Here is a 14,995-nt window from a genome sequence, read left to right as displayed (position 1 = left end):
CGATCTGCGTTACGGTGATGTCTCGACTGATGCCTCCTCTTGTGATATACTACCCTCAGTGGATAAGGGCGTGTTCCCTTATCCGACCAGGGACACAACGTATATTTTATAAGGAGGCATTTTTTATGGGCGGACAGGCGGAGGATAAAACAAGGGAAAGAATATGTGTTGGCCTGCTGGCTCATGTGGATGCGGGAAAGACAACTCTGTCAGAGGCGCTGCTGTATCTCACCGGCAGCATACGGAAAATGGGACGGGTGGATAACCAGGACGCGTTTCTGGACACATATGCCCTGGAACGGGCCAGAGGAATTACAATTTTTTCCAAACAAGCCGGAATAGAGTGGAAAGGTATGTCTATTACACTGTTGGATACGCCGGGACATGTGGATTTTTCAGCTGAGATGGAGCGCACCCTGCAGGTCCTGGACTATGCGGTTCTGGTGATCAGCGGCAGCGATGGGGTCCAGGGGCATACAGCCACATTGTGGCGCCTTCTTTCAAAGTACAGGGTGCCAACCTTTGTTTTTGTCAATAAGATGGATCAGCCGGGAACCGACCGGGATTCCCTTCTCCTGGAGGTACGGGACAGGCTGGATGACGGCTGTGTGGATTTTACACAGGCGGGCACCATGGAATGTCTGGAGCAGGTGGCCATGTGTGACGAAACGGTGCTGGAGCATTTCCTGGAAACAGGGAACGTGGAGGAGGGGGAGATTGGCCGCCTGATATGTGAGCGGAAGCTGTTTCCCTGTTATTTCGGCTCGGCCTTAAGGCTTAAGGGAGTGGAGGAGCTTTTGGAGGGCATCAGGGCCTATGGAAAGATGCCGGTTTATCCGGACCAGTTCGGCGCAAAGGTGTTTAAGATCACAAGGGATGACCAGGGCGGCCGCCTGACCCATATGAAGATCACCGGCGGCCGCCTGAAGGTGAAAAGCCTGTTGTCCGGCGGGAGGGAGAAGGGGGATGAGTGGCAGGAAAAGGTGAACCAGATCCGTCTGTATTCCGGTGAAAAATATGAGCCGGTACCGGAGGCGGAAGCAGGATGTATCTGTGCGGTAACCGGACTTCTCCGGACGTTTCCGGGGCAGGGACTGGGGATGGAACAGGCATCCATGGAACCTCTTTTGGAACCTGTGCTCACCTATGAGGTAAAGCTGCCCCAGGGCTGTGATAAGGCCGTGATGCTTCCTAAACTCAGGGAGCTGGAGGAGGAGGACCCGCAGCTTCACGTGGCGTGGGACGAGCACCTTCAGGAAATCCAGGTGCAGCTCATGGGCGAGGTGCAGATTGAGGTATTAAAGAACCTGATTTCTGAGCGGTTTGGCGCAGAGGTGGAATTTGGCCGTCCCAATATTGTTTATAAGGAGACAATAACGGGACCGGTGGAGGGAGTGGGACATTTTGAACCCCTGCGCCATTATGCAGAGGTGCACCTGCTTCTGGAGCCGGGGGAGCGGGGCAGCGGACTGCAGTTTGCCACGGGGTGCAGCGAAGATATCCTGGACCGGAACTGGCAGAGGCTGGTGATGACCCATCTGGAGGAAAAGGTGCACAGGGGAGTCCTTATAGGCGCTCCTGTTACGGATATGAGGATCACGCTGGTGGCGGGAAGGGCCCATATCAAACATACGGAGGGCGGTGATTTCCGGCAGGCTACTTACAGGGCTCTCCGCCAGGGCCTTATGGAGGCTGACAGCCTGCTTTTGGAACCCTGGTATGATTTTTGCCTGGAGATACCTGAAACAGCCATTGGCCGGGCCATGACGGATATCGAAAAACGAAAGGGGAGCTGTGTCATCGCCCATACGGAGGGCGGTCAGGCCCGTTTGACAGGAAGCGCTCCCGTGTCGGCCATGGGAGATTACCAGACTGAGGTGACTGCTTACACAAAGGGATGCGGCCATCTGACCTGTACCTTCAGGGGATATGAACCATGCCATGATCAGGAGGAAGTGGTGGAAGCGTCCGGTTATGACCCGGAACGGGATGAGGACAATCCGTCCGGGTCTGTGTTCTGTGCCCACGGGGCCGGGTTCGTGGTAAGCTGGGACCATGTGAAGGAGTACATGCATATGGACAGCGGGATTTTTAAGGAGAACCAGGGAACCGGCCCGGAAGTATTTAAGGGGCCGGCCAAAAACGCGCCTGAGGGTTCCGGGAAGGAAGAAATATGGCTGGGCACGGATGAGATCGATGCCATACTGGAGCGGACATTTTATTCCAACAGCCGCGGCAAGGCCAGGCAGAAGAACGGGATACCCGGAAAGGGCGCGGGCCGCAGGACCTACAGCCCGCCTGAGACCCGCACCTATCGCCCGGCAGCAGTCCGTCCCCAGCCTGCAGAGGAATATCTGCTGGTGGACGGATATAACATCATCTACGCCTGGGATGAGTTAAACAGCCTTGCGGAGGACAATATGGAGGGGGCCAGAGGGCGGCTGATGGACCTGCTGTGTAATTACCAGGCAGTGCGCAGATGCAATCTGATCCTTGTGTTTGATGCCTACAGGGTCAAGGGCCATGCAACCGAGATCCTGGATTACCATAACATCCATGTGGTCTACACAAAGGAGGCCGAGACAGCGGACCAGTACATTGAGAAGTTTGCCCACGAAAATGCCCGCAGATTTGACATATCAGTGGCAACCTCAGACGGTCTGGAACAGGTCATTATCCTAGGACAGGGCTGCCGCCGTGTCTCTGCCAGGGAACTTTGGGAGGACCTGGAGCGGGTCAAGGGAATGCTCAGGGAAGAGTATTTGGAAAAGCCGCGGCTGAAGCGCAACAGTTTGCTGGAGGTGCTGCCGGAAAAGGCGGCCAGGGAGCTTGAGAAGCTGAAGGACAAAGAACAGGATTAAATTCTGGAGGTGGGATCCATGAAAGGTGTAAGAGCAGCCAAATCTGAGGACAGGGAGCAGATCTGTGTCCTGATCACTGCCCTGGAGGAAACAGAGATAGACAGGTCAGCTTTTTTTGAAATCTTTGAGGCAAACAGGACAGATCCGGCCATACATTATTTTGTCTATGAGGAGGAGGGCCGGGTTGCCGGATTTGCCAGCCTGTACGTGCAGAGACTGCTTCATCACACCGCCTATGTGGCTGAGATACAGGAATTGGTGGTGGACCGGGACAGAAGGGGAGCCGGCATTGGCAGTCAGCTGTTTCAGGCAGCAAAGGAAGCTGCCCTGGATCACGGCTGCATCCAACTGGAGGTGTGCTGCAATAAAAAACGAAAACCCAGCCATGGGTTCTATGAGGCGCAGGGGATGAAGAACGACCATTACAAGTTCTGCATGTCCCTTTCCAACGAATCATAGGTGTACGCCCACGGATTCCGAGCGTACACATAAAGAAGGGGGAGGTAAGATGGAGCGGTGCAGCTGGTGTTTATGCAATGAGAAGATGATGAGATACCATGACGAGGAGTGGGGCACGCCCCTTCATGACGACCAAAAGCAGTTTGAGTTTCTCATGATGGAGGTGATGCAGTGCGGCCTGAACTGGAATATGATGATCCAGAAGCGGGAGATATTCTGCCAATGCTTTGACGGGTTTGACTATGAAAAGATCGCCCTGTACGCTGAGGCGGATGTGGAGCGTATCCTGGCGTCCGAGGGAATGATACGATCACGCAGAAAGGTGGAGGCAGTGATCCACAATGCCCGGTGTTTCCGGGCGGTGAGAGAGGAATTTGGCTCCTTCAGTAGGTATCTGTGGGGGTTCTCCAAAGGAAAGACCCTTCTGTATTCAGGCCATCAGAAGGGAAAGATACCTGCCAAAAACAGTCTGTCCGATGAAGTGAGCAAGGATCTGAAACATCGGGGTTTTAAGTATCTGGGGTCGGTCACCGTATATTCCCACCTTCAGGCCTGCGGGATCATTAACGACCACAGGAAGGAGTGCTTCCGCTATCGGGAAATCGTGGAACAGTATCCGGTTGTGAGAAAGCGGGACCAATAGAAAATACGTAACTGTTCAGGGCGGCTCATCATCTTGACCGGAAAAGATACTATTTTTTGTCACCCCATATCACGTTGGCGGCAGCGCACAGAAGGCCGCCAATGGGGAAAACTACCCATGCAATACGGAACATATCCAAGACCAGTCCAAAATAAAAGAAAATTGCCGTGGCTAACAGCATGATCACACCGGAGATCTTTCCGGTCAGTTTCGCACCGCTGTCCTGCTCGCCGCGGTTTTTTTTATTGTATTCCCCTACTTCATATTTTGCTCTCTGTACCCCAAAATAGATAAAGATCCACACGGCGGCTGCTACAAAGAACAGTTGGATCCCGCCGCCCGCCTCTTCAAGCACAGGATCTTCCAAAAGCTCCAGCCCCATATTTAAGCAGAGTCCAAAGAGGATCAGGCATACACCGGCAGCAATGGCCACTGCAAACTTCCTGTTAAATCGGTAGCGCTCTTCTTCCGTATAGAAATCCTGGACGGTTGAGTATCGTTTCTTAAAATATCTATGGTTGATACCGGACACGATCAAGATGGAGACTGCTATCCCCACCATGGCAAACATCCCTATGGCCATCACATCCTCGTGTACGATCCCCTGGAGCAGGACTTCCAGGATCACCATCAGCCCCACGGACGCAATGATCATGGCAACAGAACTGGCAGTGAGCAGGGAGAAACGGTTCATCTGCTGGTCATAACCGTACAGATCTTCCTTTTCTTCCCTGGTCACATTCCCCTTGATCAGGGTATCCAGGTTACAGCAGAACATTTCACAGAGCTGGAGTATCTTCTCCATTTCCGGATAGGACTGCCCGGTCTCCCATAGTTAAAGATATTGGTATCATTCAATATCGTATCAATCAATTTTGCCGATAAAGCGGTAGTGAATTTCTACTTCCTGCTCCCGTTCTCCGTCTGCGTTTGTAACAGCATTGTGGACAACGATTTTTTCTATCAGCGTGTTTAAAAGCGGTGCAGTCAGTTCAGCGGGACTGGAGTATTGCTTTATAAGTGCAATCCATTTCTCCGCGTCACTGTTTTCCTGTTCAGACTTTGCAAGCCGTTCCTGCAAGGTCTGGATTGTTTCGGATAATTCCGCCTGTTCATTCTGGTACTTCGTGGACAGCATGGAAAAGTTGCGTTCCGTGATTTTCTCTGCCGCCCTGTCCTCATACATTTTCATAAACAGGGTATCAATTTCCCGTTGCCGTTTCTCCGCTTTTTTCAGCTCGGACGCGGCCTTTTTCTTTGCGGCGGCGCGTTCCCTGTCACCTGTTTTTAACAGGCGGTGAAGCAGGTTCCCTTCGTCCTGTTCGGCCTCCTGTGACCAATATTGCAGACGGGAAAGGACATAGGCGTAAAGCACATCATAACGGATATAGTGGGCGGAGCAATAGCCCTTTCCAAACTGTCCGTAATAGGAACAGGAAAAATGGCTGTATGGCGTTTTATTCTGGTTATTCGTCCCGAACCGGAGCGACCAGCCACAGTCCGCGCATTTCACCAGCCCCGCAAAAATCTGGGTAGTCCTGTCTTTCCGCTCCCTGCGTCTTCCTTTTATCTGCTCCTGTACCTGCCGGAACACGTCTTTATCAACCAGCGGTTCGTGAGTATTTTCTACCCTGTACCATTCTTCTTCCGGCTTGCGTATCTTCTTACGGTTCTTGAATGATATGGTACTCTGTTTGTTGTGGACACTGTTGCCGATATAGGTTTCATCTTTCATGAGATTTTTCACCTGTCCTATCGTCCACAGATAGCGCTTGCTTTCCGGCTGTCCCTCAAAGATATGGGCGAATGTGCCATTCTTCTGAAAATTCAGCCATGCGGAAGTGGGTACTTTTTCCTCAATCAAAGTCTTTGTAATTTTGGCGGCTCCCATGCCGTGAGAAGCAAGGTCAAAAATCTTTTCGATTATCCAGCGGGTATCCTCGTCAATTAGTAACTTTCCCTTTGTGTCCGGGTCTTTCCTGTATCCTAACGGTGCATAGGCCCCATAGTGCGCGCCCTCGGCAAACCGTACTTTCATAGCGGATTTTACCTTGCGGCTTGTGTCACGCGCTACCCACTCATTAATGATATTCTTGAATGGGGCAATCTCACTTTCACCGTTCGCACTGTCCACGCCATCATTGATGGCGATATAGCGGACACCACGGCTGGGAAAATAGAGTTCGGTATACTGTCCGGTTAAGATATAGTTTCTGCCAAGACGGGATAAATCTTTTGTTATCACACAGTTAATCTTTCCCGCTTCGATATCCTCAATCATACGCTGGAAATTCGGACGGTCAAAGTTCGTTCCCGACCAGCCATCGTCTGCGTATTCTTCGATAACATTCAGCCCGTTTTCAGCGGCATATTGGCGGAGCATACTTCTCTGTGTGGTAATGCTGGAGCTTTCCCCCTGTAATTCATCGTCACGGCTAAGTCTTAGATAGAGTGCGGTATTGTAAATTGGTTGTTTCATCATAGCCTCCTTTAAAAGAAACAACCCACGCTTATTACAATACCTTGCCTGTATAGGTAAAGTATATCATAAGCGCGGGCTGTAATCAATGTTGTGGATCAGGTGGGATTTTTGTCCGCAGAGTGCCGGATTACATCGGCAATCAGTTCACCAAGAGGCCGTCCCTCCACTGCGAAATGCTCCGATACCTTAATGCGGCTTTTCCCACAGATAAAATACTGTGTTCCGTTCTCTGTCTGTAAAAGCTGGCCCTGTTTGGCCGGGGAAATGCTCTGGCTTTTTTCCATTCAGTTTCCTTTCTCAATCATCAATATTCGGTTGTCAAGGTACAAGGGCGGCTATCTCTGCCGCCCGGTCTGGCCGCGCTGGGCGGCCTGTATCTGCCGTTTTAAATCCTCCGGGATAGCGTCCACAATGCGGCGCAGTTCCCGCAGTTCGCTTTCCAGCTTTCCACGTTCAAGCTGTGTCTTTATCTTCTTTTCGTCCCCCGCTTTCGCGCGTTGTGCAAGAGCGGCGTTCTCCTTTTCCAGACGGGTAAATCCGCTCTTATACTTTTTGAGTACGCTCTCAAAATCCTCCATCTCCGGGAAAAACTTTTCCAAAAGGGAAAGAACTTCTTCACGCTTCTTCGCCGCGTTCAAGGGATTGATACCCGATAGTACCGTTTCTATTCTCTGGGCCTGTCTGGTGAGGTGTACCGCCTGTTTGAATATCCGGGTGGGGATATGTTTCCGTCCTGTCTCACGGGCGCTTTCGCCGCGTTCCAAGTCCGGGAATGCCTGTATCATGTGGGAGTAAAAATCGTCCTGCCAGCGGCTTAAATCCGCGCGCCCTCCCAAGATTTCCTTTGCACAAAGGCGGTTGTCTTTTGTCAGCGGCACAAAGGTCAAATGCAGGTGCGGTGTTTTCTCGTCCATATGGACTACGGCGGAAATGATGTTTTCTTTCCCTACCCGCTGGATAAGGAAGTCAGCCGCGCGCTGAAAAAATGCCGCCGTTTCCTTAACGCTTTTCCCCTTGAAAAATTCCGGGCTGGCGGTTATCAGTGTATCAACAAACCGGGTACTGTCCTTGCGGGTGCGGCACCCGGCCTGCTCAATACGGCTCTGGATAAAGTGATAGTATCTTCCTTGTGGTTTGACTATGTGAAAATTGTTCTTGCTTTTTGCCGTGTCTATGTCGGGATTGCTGGCGTATTTCTCTTTCTGGCGCTCATGGTGGGCCTCCATCGCCCGGGCCGGAGTGCCCTTGTGCTTCTCAAAACGTAAAATCGCATATTGCGGCATATCGTCCCTCCTGTCGGTTACGGTTAGGAGCCTGTTTTCCGGGGGAGAGGTACAAACATACCACCACCCCGGAAACAGCGCCCGCAAAGCCTTGTAGAACGGGTCTTTCCGCGCCCCTAATTGTCCGCTTTTCCCCTGTGTTTCCTATCGCTGGCGTTCTTCTGTCTGCGGTGTACTCTCCGGGCGCAGTCTTTACAATACTTTGCCCGGTTGGAGCGAGGGGCGAAAGTCCCGCCGCAGATAACACATCGCTTTACGCCCTGTCCCATAATCTCGGCGTATAAAGTCTTGTCTGCCGGAAGTACGGCGTTCAAGAACCATTTACAGATAAGGGTGTAGGAAATGCTCTGTACACAGACACATTCCTCCCCATCGTCTAAAGCGATACAGTTGCCGTTGTCATAGTTGCAACAGGTTGAACGAATTAAGGTGACTGCTTTCCGGCGCTGGGCCGGGGTCATTTGTCTTGACATAGTTTGTCCTCCATTATGTTCTCTCTGCCGTTCTCCCCGAAAGCCGTTCCTGCCCCCTCCCGGCGGCGTGTCCCCGCATTGGCGCGCTGTCCCGGCTTCGGGCCAAGTTGGCCCGAAGTGACTTCTGGACAAAATGTCCAGAGGCAGTGTCACGGCGGCGCTTCTCCTGCGGGTGGTATCTCTTTCAGACGGTCATTCACTTGTGTTATTCACCGGTGAACTAAGATAAGTGTACACGTTTAAAGTCCCTTTACCCGTATATCCAAGAGGTTGGAAATCCGGGTAAATATCAGAAATTTCCACGCTTATGGAAAAGACTGTGATATAATGGGAACGGAGATTGAACAGGGGGAAAGGAGGGGCGGCAGGCATGAATGTGAGCTTGACAATACAGGAGAAATTAAAGGATTTAAGAGTGGGCCATGGGCTGAACCTTGAACAGCTTGCGGAGCAGACGGGCATTTCCCGTTCTGCTCTGGGGCAGTATGAAACAGAGGATTACAAGGACATCAGCCACACCAGCATTATCACATTGGCAAAATTTTATGGAGTGTCCACAGATTATCTGCTGGGAATGACGGAAAATAAAAATCACCCAGCCACAGACCTTTCCGGCCTGCATTTGAGTGATGAAATGATAGGGTTATTGAAAAGCGGAAAAATCAATACCCGGCTTCTTTGTGAAATGGCGGTACATAGGGATTTTGTTAAATTGATGGCTGACATAGAAATTTATGTGGACGGAATTGCCGCCATGCAGATACAGAGCCTAAACAGTGTGGTTGATCTGGCGCGGGTGGAGATTATCGAGCAATACCGCCCCGGCGAAAATGACAGGATAATTAAGACGCTGGGAACGGCACATATCAACGAGGACAGGTATTTCAGCGACATGGTTCATGGGGATATTGACGAGATTATCCGGGATATCCGGAAGGCCCACAAAGGAGACAGCACCAGCGCCCCCGAACTCTCTGTTGCCGCCCAACTGAAAAAGGCGCTTGCAGACGCGGAGAATTTCAAAGGGAGTACGCAGGAAAAACAGATTGCCGCGCTCTTAGGTCAGTTGGGGATTGATTATAACAGGTTATCACCGGAAGAAATGCGGATATTGATGAAAGCGTTTGGAAAGTCCAAACACTTAAAAAGTCCGGGTAGTAAACGTGGAAAGAAACGGAAGTAACAGAAATTTCTTTAAAAAGAGAACATTGACTTTTTGTGCGCACAGGAATATAATTAATGTGCGCACAGGAAAGCGAGGTGAAATAATGGCGCAAAAAAAGATAGGCCGTCCACCCTCTGACGATTCAATGACAGACAGAATATTCGTTCGAGTAAGTAAAGAAACAAAAGAAAAACTTGACGAATGTACACAAGAACTTGAAACTTCCCGTTCTGATGTTGTCCGTAAAGGAATTGATATGGTGCATGAAAGTCTGAAAAAGTAAAGGAGAAACGGCGACCTCCGGCTAAGAAAGTACGCCGTTTCCATGTGCAGCTACCTCAAAAGGCAAACCGCATAAATATTATACACTGTGCGGTTCCGTCTTGCAAGGAGTTGTGGAAATTAAACTGAAAGGACGGAATGATTATGAATAGGATTTTAGAAGCATTTGCAGAAGATAACCTGGCTATCAATCCAACAACATACAGGGGAAATCACGAATACAGAAAAGCCATCAAGGCCATGTATGAAACAGCCGAAACCCTTGACACGAAACTGAATGACGAGGAAAAGGAACTGTTTGAACAATTCCGTGACGCGCAATCAGATGAAAGCCATATTTACCAAGTGGATAGATTTATCCGTGGGTATCGTGTAGGCGCTCTTATGATGATTGAGGTATTCATGGGAGCCAGCGGCCTGCTTCTTGATGCGGAGGAAGAAACAGCATGATGGGAGGAGAACAAAGAGCGTATAAAGATTTTGTAATCGCAAGAATAGAGTTTGCGTTGTTGCGGCTCCGCAATAACCCGGCATACATAGAGCGGTGCCGCCAGCAAGAAAAGGGTGAAGAAAAAGTTGATAAACTGCTTCACAAGTTGAATAAGCGTGAACGCATTACAATACGCCGCCACTATGAGGGTGAGATAGTAAAGCAGAACTTCGAGTTGGACGAAACCTATTTACAGGGTATGCGGGATTGTGTTCAAATCCTCTCTTTCCTTAATGCCTTAGATACAGAGGTGCGGTTTAATGAATAAAATTCTTGAACAGCTTTATAATGGTGAGATTTATCCGTCAGAAAATATCGTCCCCACCAATCCCAAATATCGTCCCTTAACCCGAAAAATTAGTGACGAACGGGAGGCATTACAGACCAAACTTAATGCGGAGGATAGCGAGCGTTTAGAAGCATTGGGAGAAATGTATATAGAAACTTCCGCCATGTATGGCTATGAAAATTTCTTATGTGGTTTTAAGCTGGGCGCTTCGCTCATGCTGGAAATTCTGAAAGGCGAGGACGGGCCGGAAGTCTGATACTCCATCGCCGCTTCACCTATCCGGTTCCGCTGGTTTCTTTCTGCCGGTTGGTTCCTGTGGTGGCTCTGCCCCCACGCCCCCGGCCTTATCCAAAGAACAGAATATATACCATAGTTAGAATTGTGGCTTCGGGCCAACTTGCCCCGAAGTCTGATGTGCTTTATTAAAATAAATTGTGGGCGGACAAGCGCAGTATGGGATTGTCCGTCTTGTCTACCGATTTGCGGAATGGTCAGTAATTGTCAAGGCCGGCGGAGCCGTCCATTTTATCCTTGACGATTGCTGGCCCTTCTGCTATGTTTTAATTATGGTTACTTCGGGTCAAGTTGGCCCGAAGTTCACTGAATAGGAAAACGACAAATTTGAATTGATGGAGGAAGTGACAATGAACAGGTATGAAGAAGGAATGAAATTAATCGAAGAAAGTTGTGGAAACAAGAAAGATAATGCCATTGCGCTCTCAACTATTGCTATGGAACCGAGTGCTGATGGTTTCCCCCGCCCCAGCGTCCGTGATGTGAGCGCTTATTATGAAGATGGCGTGTTTTATGTTACAACATCAGCTAAATCAAATAAAATGCGGGAGATTGCTCAAAACAAAGAGGTTGCGTTTTCAGTTTGCTTTGAGGGGATATACGGACACGGGATTGGAGAAAACCTTGGATGGATTTTAGAACCCAAAAACGCTACGCTAAGAACGAAACTTCGTGAAGTATTTGCCGAGTGGTATGACGAAGCAAATAATGAGCAGGATGAAAACTGTGTTATTTTGGCAATCCGTATTACAAGTGCAACGATATTCAGAGACCACGGTGCCTTGCGTTATGATTTGGATTTTGTAAATAAGGTAGAAGTTAGATAGCTGTCAATTAAATTAGGCGTTAAGTGTTATCTATTAAGCACTCTATTGTGATAAGGCGCACTTACAATTCCAGTTTGTCAACATCAACCATTTAAGTCACTTCGGGACAAGTTGGCCCGAAGCCGGAAGAATTACATAAGCTAGAGTTTCCATATACGCCCTGTCGTCTGATGAAAGCGGGCAAAGATTTTCTCCTTATCAGTCACAAATCCCGCCCGTTTTCCTGCCGCTTCAAAATGCCGTTGCCCGTCCCGGCGGCAACGGCATTTTCGCGGCAACGCCGACAGAGCGTATAACACACTACACTTTGCTTCGCAAAGTCGTGTGCAAAAAGGGGCGCTGCCCCCTTTTGATACCCCCACAAGAAACGGCGATACGCCACCTCTTAACGAGGCGCGTACCGCCGTTTCTTGTTATCAGCCCTCCGGGCTGTATTGCCACAGGCAAGGTAAGCGTGAGTTGTGGTTACATATCTTTAACTATGTGAAACTCCGGACTCCCACTTGGACACGGCCTGCCTGGAAACATCCAGGCGTTCCGCCAACTGTTCCTGGGTCAGGTTTTCTTTTTTTCTCAAATACTGCATATTTTCTGAAAAACTCATTTATTATTCCTCCTGTACACTGAACTTGATAGGTTTATTCTACAGTTGCCCTGAAGCCACTGCCACCAACTTCATGTTTCCTTTTACATTTTTGACGCTACTTTTAGTTGCCCCCTTTATTTTACAGGGAAAAAACATAAATAGCCAGAAAAACCCGGAAAATAATCGCAGGGTAAGATATCTGTAATTAAGTGGAAATAGAAGCGGCATAGTGGTAAAATAGAGAAAATACAGTTATTTAAAAACAGGGGAGAATGACGGATGAACTGTTTGCCCAGATACGGCTGGCCGTGCTGTACGCGGTCAATGAGTGAGACTCAACGGGAGGGACAGATGAAATATTTTGGAAGTGGTTTAAGTGAAATACATAAGGAACTGAGCCGTATGATACGGAAAACAGATCGCCTGGAGGAAGCAAAACAGCTGTTTATGGAGCTCCACGGAGCGCTGCATCTTACAGGTATGCCTGGAACTGACAAGGCTGACGGGGATCAAAGGTGCCAGGTCCCCAATGAGGTAGACAAGCTGTTTAATGACCTGTCCACAGATGAATATGCGGTCATGCCCACTGCAAAGGACGAAACCATTGCCTGGGCGCTCTGGCATATTGCAAGGATCGAAGATCTGACCATGGGGATGCTGGTGGCGGAACAGGGACAGCTGTTTGACCAGGAGTGGAAAGAGAGGATGAGGGCCTCTATTACAGATACAGGAAATGCCCTTACCGACAGTGAGATCATAGGCTTAAGCAGGGAACTGGATATGGAGGAACTGCTCCAATACCGCAACTGTGTGGGAAGACGGACTAGGGAGATCGTTACCAATCTTACGCCGGATGATATGAAGCGCAGGGTATCTCCTGTGCAATTGGAACAGATTCTTAAGGAGGGTGGGGTGACAAAGCAGGAGGAATCCCTCTGGCTTTTGGATTACTGGGGCCAAAAGGATGTGGCAGGCCTTTTGTTAATGCCTCCCACCCGTCATGTGATCCTCCATCTGAATGACTGCTGCAGATGGAAGGAATGGATCAGGACAAGAAAGAGGAAGATCTGAGCACCAGGAGATTTTAAAAGTACACATATGGGAGAAGGAGGGAATTACTCATGAGACAAATAGACGAACAGCGGATCACGGCCATGGCGCCCAATGCCAATGCGGTGAATAATGCCAGGAAGATATCCCGGGGCAATGGATTTATCAAATGGGAACGTTCGGCGGATGATACATATTACGCGGGCCAGTGTAAGGGCAGCGGCAGTTCAGTGTACACCGTGTCCGCGGACTTTATAGATGGGTCGGCACCCCTGTGCCGGTGCAGCTGCCCCAGCCGCCAGTTTCCCTGCAAGCACGGGCTGGCGCTCCTTATGGAAATGACCCAGGACCGCCAGTGGGAATTGTGTGAGATACCTGAGGATATTCTGTCCAAACGGGCAAAGAAGGAAGCCAGGGAAGCCAAAAAGGAAGAACATGGGGAAGAATCGTTTGGGGATGGAGCCGTCCGGGGTAGGGAGACAAAAAAGGTCAACAGGACTGCCCGGATAAAAAAGCTGAATAAGCAGCTGGAAGGGCAGGATCTGACCGCGTTTCAAAAGGAATTTGAGAAAAAGGAAGGATGACTTACCGGAACCGGAGGCCGAACTCCCGGTTCAGGTTTTCGGCCTGAGCCACGGTTCCATAAAAGAAAATGATCCCCAGGTGGGAATTGTCTGTAAAAATGCGCTGTTCCCCCTTGCAGAAGCGGTTCAGGGCAGTCCCGATCCGGTGGTCGGCCCAATCCCTCTGCTTTTTTCCTCTCCAGTAAAAGGTCCTTCCCTTCAGCTGCCAGGAAACCGTATGCCGTCCAGGGCAGGTGATATGGGTGATATCCAGGCCGGAGATATCTGCCAGCCCTTTCAGGATCTTTCCGTATTCATCGTCATAGATACATTCCCTGTCGATGATGCCGTAAACATTGGCAAGGATCCCCCTGGCCCCGGCATCGGTCAGCAGTGCATAATAAGGATGGGCTGCATAGTACTCATTGCCTGAATGGTCAAATATAAATTCCTGTTCCAGGGCCTCGGTGCGAAATGTGATGCCGGCCTCCTTCAGGTTCCGTATCTGGACCAGCTTTGGAATCTCATCTTCCGGTGCCGCCCCGATCATTTCATCAGCCATCTGCACGGCCCTTGAGACCGCAATCTGATACAGGGCGAACAGCACCAGGACGATCAATATAACCCAATATAAACTCCACATACCTAAGACCCTCCTTTTGCTTATTTAATCAACGTACACACCGTGTACGCCTCATAAATTGGTGCACAACTGACTAAAAATCATCTCACAAATCTGAGTACCGGGAGATTCCGAGCGTACACTATTAGAATTAACTCTACCACAAATTGACTGAATAATAAATATGATGTAAGATAATAAAAGCATCAAAATCTTAGAAATGAAAGGAGGTGGACTCAATGTTTGAACTGGGAAAGTGTATCCTGGTCACCAACAATGACCGGGCGGCCGGGAAGTGGGGGGACAGCGTGAATCATGTATTTATGATGGATACCTACGAGGAGGTGCTTAAAAAAGCCAGGGATCTGATCCATACCGGGCACAAGCTTCTGACCCATCCTCAGGCATCCAGCTTAAAACCCAATCAGACGCCCTACAGGACCATACTGTTATACGGCGTACAGGGAAGCGGTGAGGCGGAGGATGTGTGCCTCATAGAAAATGCCCTGGAGACTTATGAGAAATGGAATTCCATAAAAAAGATCCCGGAGTATGATGAGAAGACGGCTTATGACTACAAGACCATTGATCTGTCGATGATTGAAAATGTGATTCCAAGGCTGTAG

18 protein-coding genes and 1 pseudogene are annotated in these 14,995 nt (G+C 49.7%); 12 read left to right on the top strand and 7 right to left on the bottom strand.

The annotated features are described in order from the left end of the window. The first annotated feature begins 125 nt into the window (after nucleotides 1-125). From HMPREF9469_RS02655 to HMPREF9469_RS02645, 3 genes are read left to right on the top strand one after another with little or no spacing between them, the layout of a single operon-like run. Complete coding sequence (locus HMPREF9469_RS02655) at nucleotides 126-2,861, top strand: translation factor GTPase family protein (RefSeq protein ID WP_007858906.1); 2,736 nt, start codon at nucleotides 126-128, stop codon at nucleotides 2,859-2,861. An 18-nt stretch (nucleotides 2,862-2,879) separates the two neighbouring features. Then, entirely contained in the window at nucleotides 2,880-3,320 is a 441-nt protein-coding gene (locus tag HMPREF9469_RS02650; RefSeq protein ID WP_007858905.1) for a GNAT family N-acetyltransferase, read from the top strand. A gap of 49 nt (nucleotides 3,321-3,369) precedes the next feature. Further along, nucleotides 3,370-3,963, top strand: a complete 594-nt coding sequence (locus HMPREF9469_RS02645; RefSeq protein ID WP_007858904.1) for a DNA-3-methyladenine glycosylase I — start codon at nucleotides 3,370-3,372, stop codon at nucleotides 3,961-3,963. A gap of 49 nt (nucleotides 3,964-4,012) precedes the next feature. On the opposite strand, the gene HMPREF9469_RS02640 is transcribed toward HMPREF9469_RS02645, so the two are convergent. The 5 genes from HMPREF9469_RS02640 to HMPREF9469_RS02620 form a co-directional block, all read right to left on the bottom strand. Next, on the bottom strand, nucleotides 4,013-4,768 hold the full coding sequence (locus tag HMPREF9469_RS02640; protein WP_007858903.1) for a hypothetical protein: 756 nt from the start codon (nucleotides 4,766-4,768) through the stop codon (nucleotides 4,013-4,015). A gap of 60 nt (nucleotides 4,769-4,828) precedes the next feature. Beyond that, a complete protein-coding gene (locus HMPREF9469_RS02635) occupies nucleotides 4,829-6,442 on the bottom strand; it encodes a recombinase family protein (protein WP_007858902.1) in 1,614 nt (537 codons plus the stop codon). A gap of 98 nt (nucleotides 6,443-6,540) precedes the next feature. After that, nucleotides 6,541-6,729 carry a hypothetical protein gene (locus HMPREF9469_RS02630; RefSeq protein ID WP_007858901.1) on the bottom strand — a complete coding sequence of 63 codons (189 nt, stop codon included), beginning with the start codon at nucleotides 6,727-6,729 and terminating at the stop codon, nucleotides 6,541-6,543. 51 nt (nucleotides 6,730-6,780) lie between these two features. Further along, a complete protein-coding gene (gene mobV, locus HMPREF9469_RS02625; protein WP_007858900.1) occupies nucleotides 6,781-7,728 on the bottom strand; it encodes a MobV family relaxase in 948 nt (315 codons plus the stop codon). 116 nt (nucleotides 7,729-7,844) lie between these two features. After that, the gene (locus HMPREF9469_RS02620) at nucleotides 7,845-8,201 is read right to left on the bottom strand and encodes a cysteine-rich VLP protein (RefSeq protein ID WP_007858898.1); all 357 of its coding nucleotides are present in this window, start codon (nucleotides 8,199-8,201) and stop codon (nucleotides 7,845-7,847) included. Between the two features lie 370 nt (nucleotides 8,202-8,571). On the opposite strand from HMPREF9469_RS02620, the gene HMPREF9469_RS02615 reads away from it, so the two are divergent. From HMPREF9469_RS02615 to HMPREF9469_RS02590, 6 genes are all read left to right on the top strand, one after another. Beyond that, nucleotides 8,572-9,384 (top strand): helix-turn-helix domain-containing protein, encoded by an 813-nt coding sequence (locus HMPREF9469_RS02615; RefSeq protein WP_007858897.1) that lies wholly within the window; start codon nucleotides 8,572-8,574, stop codon nucleotides 9,382-9,384. Nucleotides 9,385-9,469: 85 nt separating this feature from the next. Next, nucleotides 9,470-9,649 carry a ribbon-helix-helix protein, CopG family gene (locus HMPREF9469_RS02610; protein WP_040414904.1) on the top strand — a complete coding sequence of 60 codons (180 nt, stop codon included), beginning with the start codon at nucleotides 9,470-9,472 and terminating at the stop codon, nucleotides 9,647-9,649. 143 nt (nucleotides 9,650-9,792) lie between these two features. Beyond that, nucleotides 9,793-10,098, top strand: a complete 306-nt coding sequence (locus HMPREF9469_RS02605) for a DUF6809 family protein (protein WP_007858889.1) — start codon at nucleotides 9,793-9,795, stop codon at nucleotides 10,096-10,098. After that, the gene (locus HMPREF9469_RS02600; RefSeq protein WP_007858887.1) at nucleotides 10,095-10,406 is read left to right on the top strand and encodes a hypothetical protein; all 312 of its coding nucleotides are present in this window, start codon (nucleotides 10,095-10,097) and stop codon (nucleotides 10,404-10,406) included. Before HMPREF9469_RS02605 ends, HMPREF9469_RS02600 begins: the two co-directional genes overlap by 4 nt. Continuing rightward, nucleotides 10,399-10,683, top strand: a complete 285-nt coding sequence (locus HMPREF9469_RS02595; protein WP_007858885.1) for a DUF6809 family protein — start codon at nucleotides 10,399-10,401, stop codon at nucleotides 10,681-10,683. Before HMPREF9469_RS02600 ends, HMPREF9469_RS02595 begins: the two co-directional genes overlap by 8 nt. 388 nt (nucleotides 10,684-11,071) lie before the next feature. Beyond that, nucleotides 11,072-11,548 (top strand): pyridoxamine 5'-phosphate oxidase family protein, encoded by a 477-nt coding sequence (locus HMPREF9469_RS02590; RefSeq protein ID WP_007858883.1) that lies wholly within the window; start codon nucleotides 11,072-11,074, stop codon nucleotides 11,546-11,548. A gap of 481 nt (nucleotides 11,549-12,029) precedes the next feature. Here the strand turns inward: HMPREF9469_RS02590 and HMPREF9469_RS02585 are convergent. Further along, a pseudogene (locus HMPREF9469_RS02585) lies at nucleotides 12,030-12,152 on the bottom strand (helix-turn-helix transcriptional regulator); the annotation flags it as partial. 333 nt (nucleotides 12,153-12,485) lie between these two features. Between HMPREF9469_RS02585 and HMPREF9469_RS02580 the strand changes: the two are divergent. After that, nucleotides 12,486-13,205 carry a DinB family protein gene (locus HMPREF9469_RS02580; RefSeq protein ID WP_040414902.1) on the top strand — a complete coding sequence of 240 codons (720 nt, stop codon included), beginning with the start codon at nucleotides 12,486-12,488 and terminating at the stop codon, nucleotides 13,203-13,205. A 50-nt stretch (nucleotides 13,206-13,255) separates the two neighbouring features. Beyond that, complete coding sequence (locus tag HMPREF9469_RS02575) at nucleotides 13,256-13,768, top strand: SWIM zinc finger family protein (protein WP_007858877.1); 513 nt, start codon at nucleotides 13,256-13,258, stop codon at nucleotides 13,766-13,768. A gap of 1 nt (nucleotide 13,769) precedes the next feature. On the opposite strand, the gene HMPREF9469_RS02570 is transcribed toward HMPREF9469_RS02575, so the two are convergent. Beyond that, complete coding sequence (locus tag HMPREF9469_RS02570; protein ID WP_007858875.1) at nucleotides 13,770-14,390, bottom strand: hypothetical protein; 621 nt, start codon at nucleotides 14,388-14,390, stop codon at nucleotides 13,770-13,772. A gap of 218 nt (nucleotides 14,391-14,608) precedes the next feature. On the opposite strand from HMPREF9469_RS02570, the gene HMPREF9469_RS02565 reads away from it, so the two are divergent. Further along, nucleotides 14,609-14,995, top strand: coding sequence for a GrdX family protein (locus HMPREF9469_RS02565; protein ID WP_007858872.1), 387 nt, complete (start codon nucleotides 14,609-14,611; stop codon nucleotides 14,993-14,995).

This window comes from [Clostridium] citroniae WAL-17108 (assembly GCF_000233455.1).
GTDB lineage: Bacteria > Bacillota > Clostridia > Lachnospirales > Lachnospiraceae > Enterocloster > Enterocloster citroniae.
This window is presented reverse-complemented; position numbering and strand designations above follow the sequence as displayed.

Coding starts and splice junctions, on each gene's coding strand:
- HMPREF9469_RS02640 (WP_007858903.1), bottom strand. CDS start 4,768: ATGGAGAAGATACTCCAGCTCTGTGAAATGTTCTGCTGTAACCTGGAT.
- mobV (WP_007858900.1), bottom strand. CDS start 7,728: ATGCCGCAATATGCGATTTTACGTTTTGAGAAGCACAAGGGCACTCCG.
- HMPREF9469_RS02595 (WP_007858885.1), top strand. CDS start 10,399: ATGAATAAAATTCTTGAACAGCTTTATAATGGTGAGATTTATCCGTCA.
- HMPREF9469_RS02630 (WP_007858901.1), bottom strand. CDS start 6,729: ATGGAAAAAAGCCAGAGCATTTCCCCGGCCAAACAGGGCCAGCTTTTA.
- HMPREF9469_RS02580 (WP_040414902.1), top strand. CDS start 12,486: ATGAAATATTTTGGAAGTGGTTTAAGTGAAATACATAAGGAACTGAGC.
- HMPREF9469_RS02655 (WP_007858906.1), top strand. CDS start 126: ATGGGCGGACAGGCGGAGGATAAAACAAGGGAAAGAATATGTGTTGGC.
- HMPREF9469_RS02610 (WP_040414904.1), top strand. CDS start 9,470: ATGGCGCAAAAAAAGATAGGCCGTCCACCCTCTGACGATTCAATGACA.
- HMPREF9469_RS02565 (WP_007858872.1), top strand. CDS start 14,609: ATGTTTGAACTGGGAAAGTGTATCCTGGTCACCAACAATGACCGGGCG.
- HMPREF9469_RS02635 (WP_007858902.1), bottom strand. CDS start 6,442: ATGAAACAACCAATTTACAATACCGCACTCTATCTAAGACTTAGCCGT.
- HMPREF9469_RS02575 (WP_007858877.1), top strand. CDS start 13,256: ATGAGACAAATAGACGAACAGCGGATCACGGCCATGGCGCCCAATGCC.
- HMPREF9469_RS02570 (WP_007858875.1), bottom strand. CDS start 14,390: ATGTGGAGTTTATATTGGGTTATATTGATCGTCCTGGTGCTGTTCGCC.
- HMPREF9469_RS02605 (WP_007858889.1), top strand. CDS start 9,793: ATGAATAGGATTTTAGAAGCATTTGCAGAAGATAACCTGGCTATCAAT.
- HMPREF9469_RS02620 (WP_007858898.1), bottom strand. CDS start 8,201: ATGTCAAGACAAATGACCCCGGCCCAGCGCCGGAAAGCAGTCACCTTA.
- HMPREF9469_RS02590 (WP_007858883.1), top strand. CDS start 11,072: ATGAACAGGTATGAAGAAGGAATGAAATTAATCGAAGAAAGTTGTGGA.
- HMPREF9469_RS02645 (WP_007858904.1), top strand. CDS start 3,370: ATGGAGCGGTGCAGCTGGTGTTTATGCAATGAGAAGATGATGAGATAC.
- HMPREF9469_RS02600 (WP_007858887.1), top strand. CDS start 10,095: ATGATGGGAGGAGAACAAAGAGCGTATAAAGATTTTGTAATCGCAAGA.
- HMPREF9469_RS02615 (WP_007858897.1), top strand. CDS start 8,572: ATGAATGTGAGCTTGACAATACAGGAGAAATTAAAGGATTTAAGAGTG.
- HMPREF9469_RS02650 (WP_007858905.1), top strand. CDS start 2,880: ATGAAAGGTGTAAGAGCAGCCAAATCTGAGGACAGGGAGCAGATCTGT.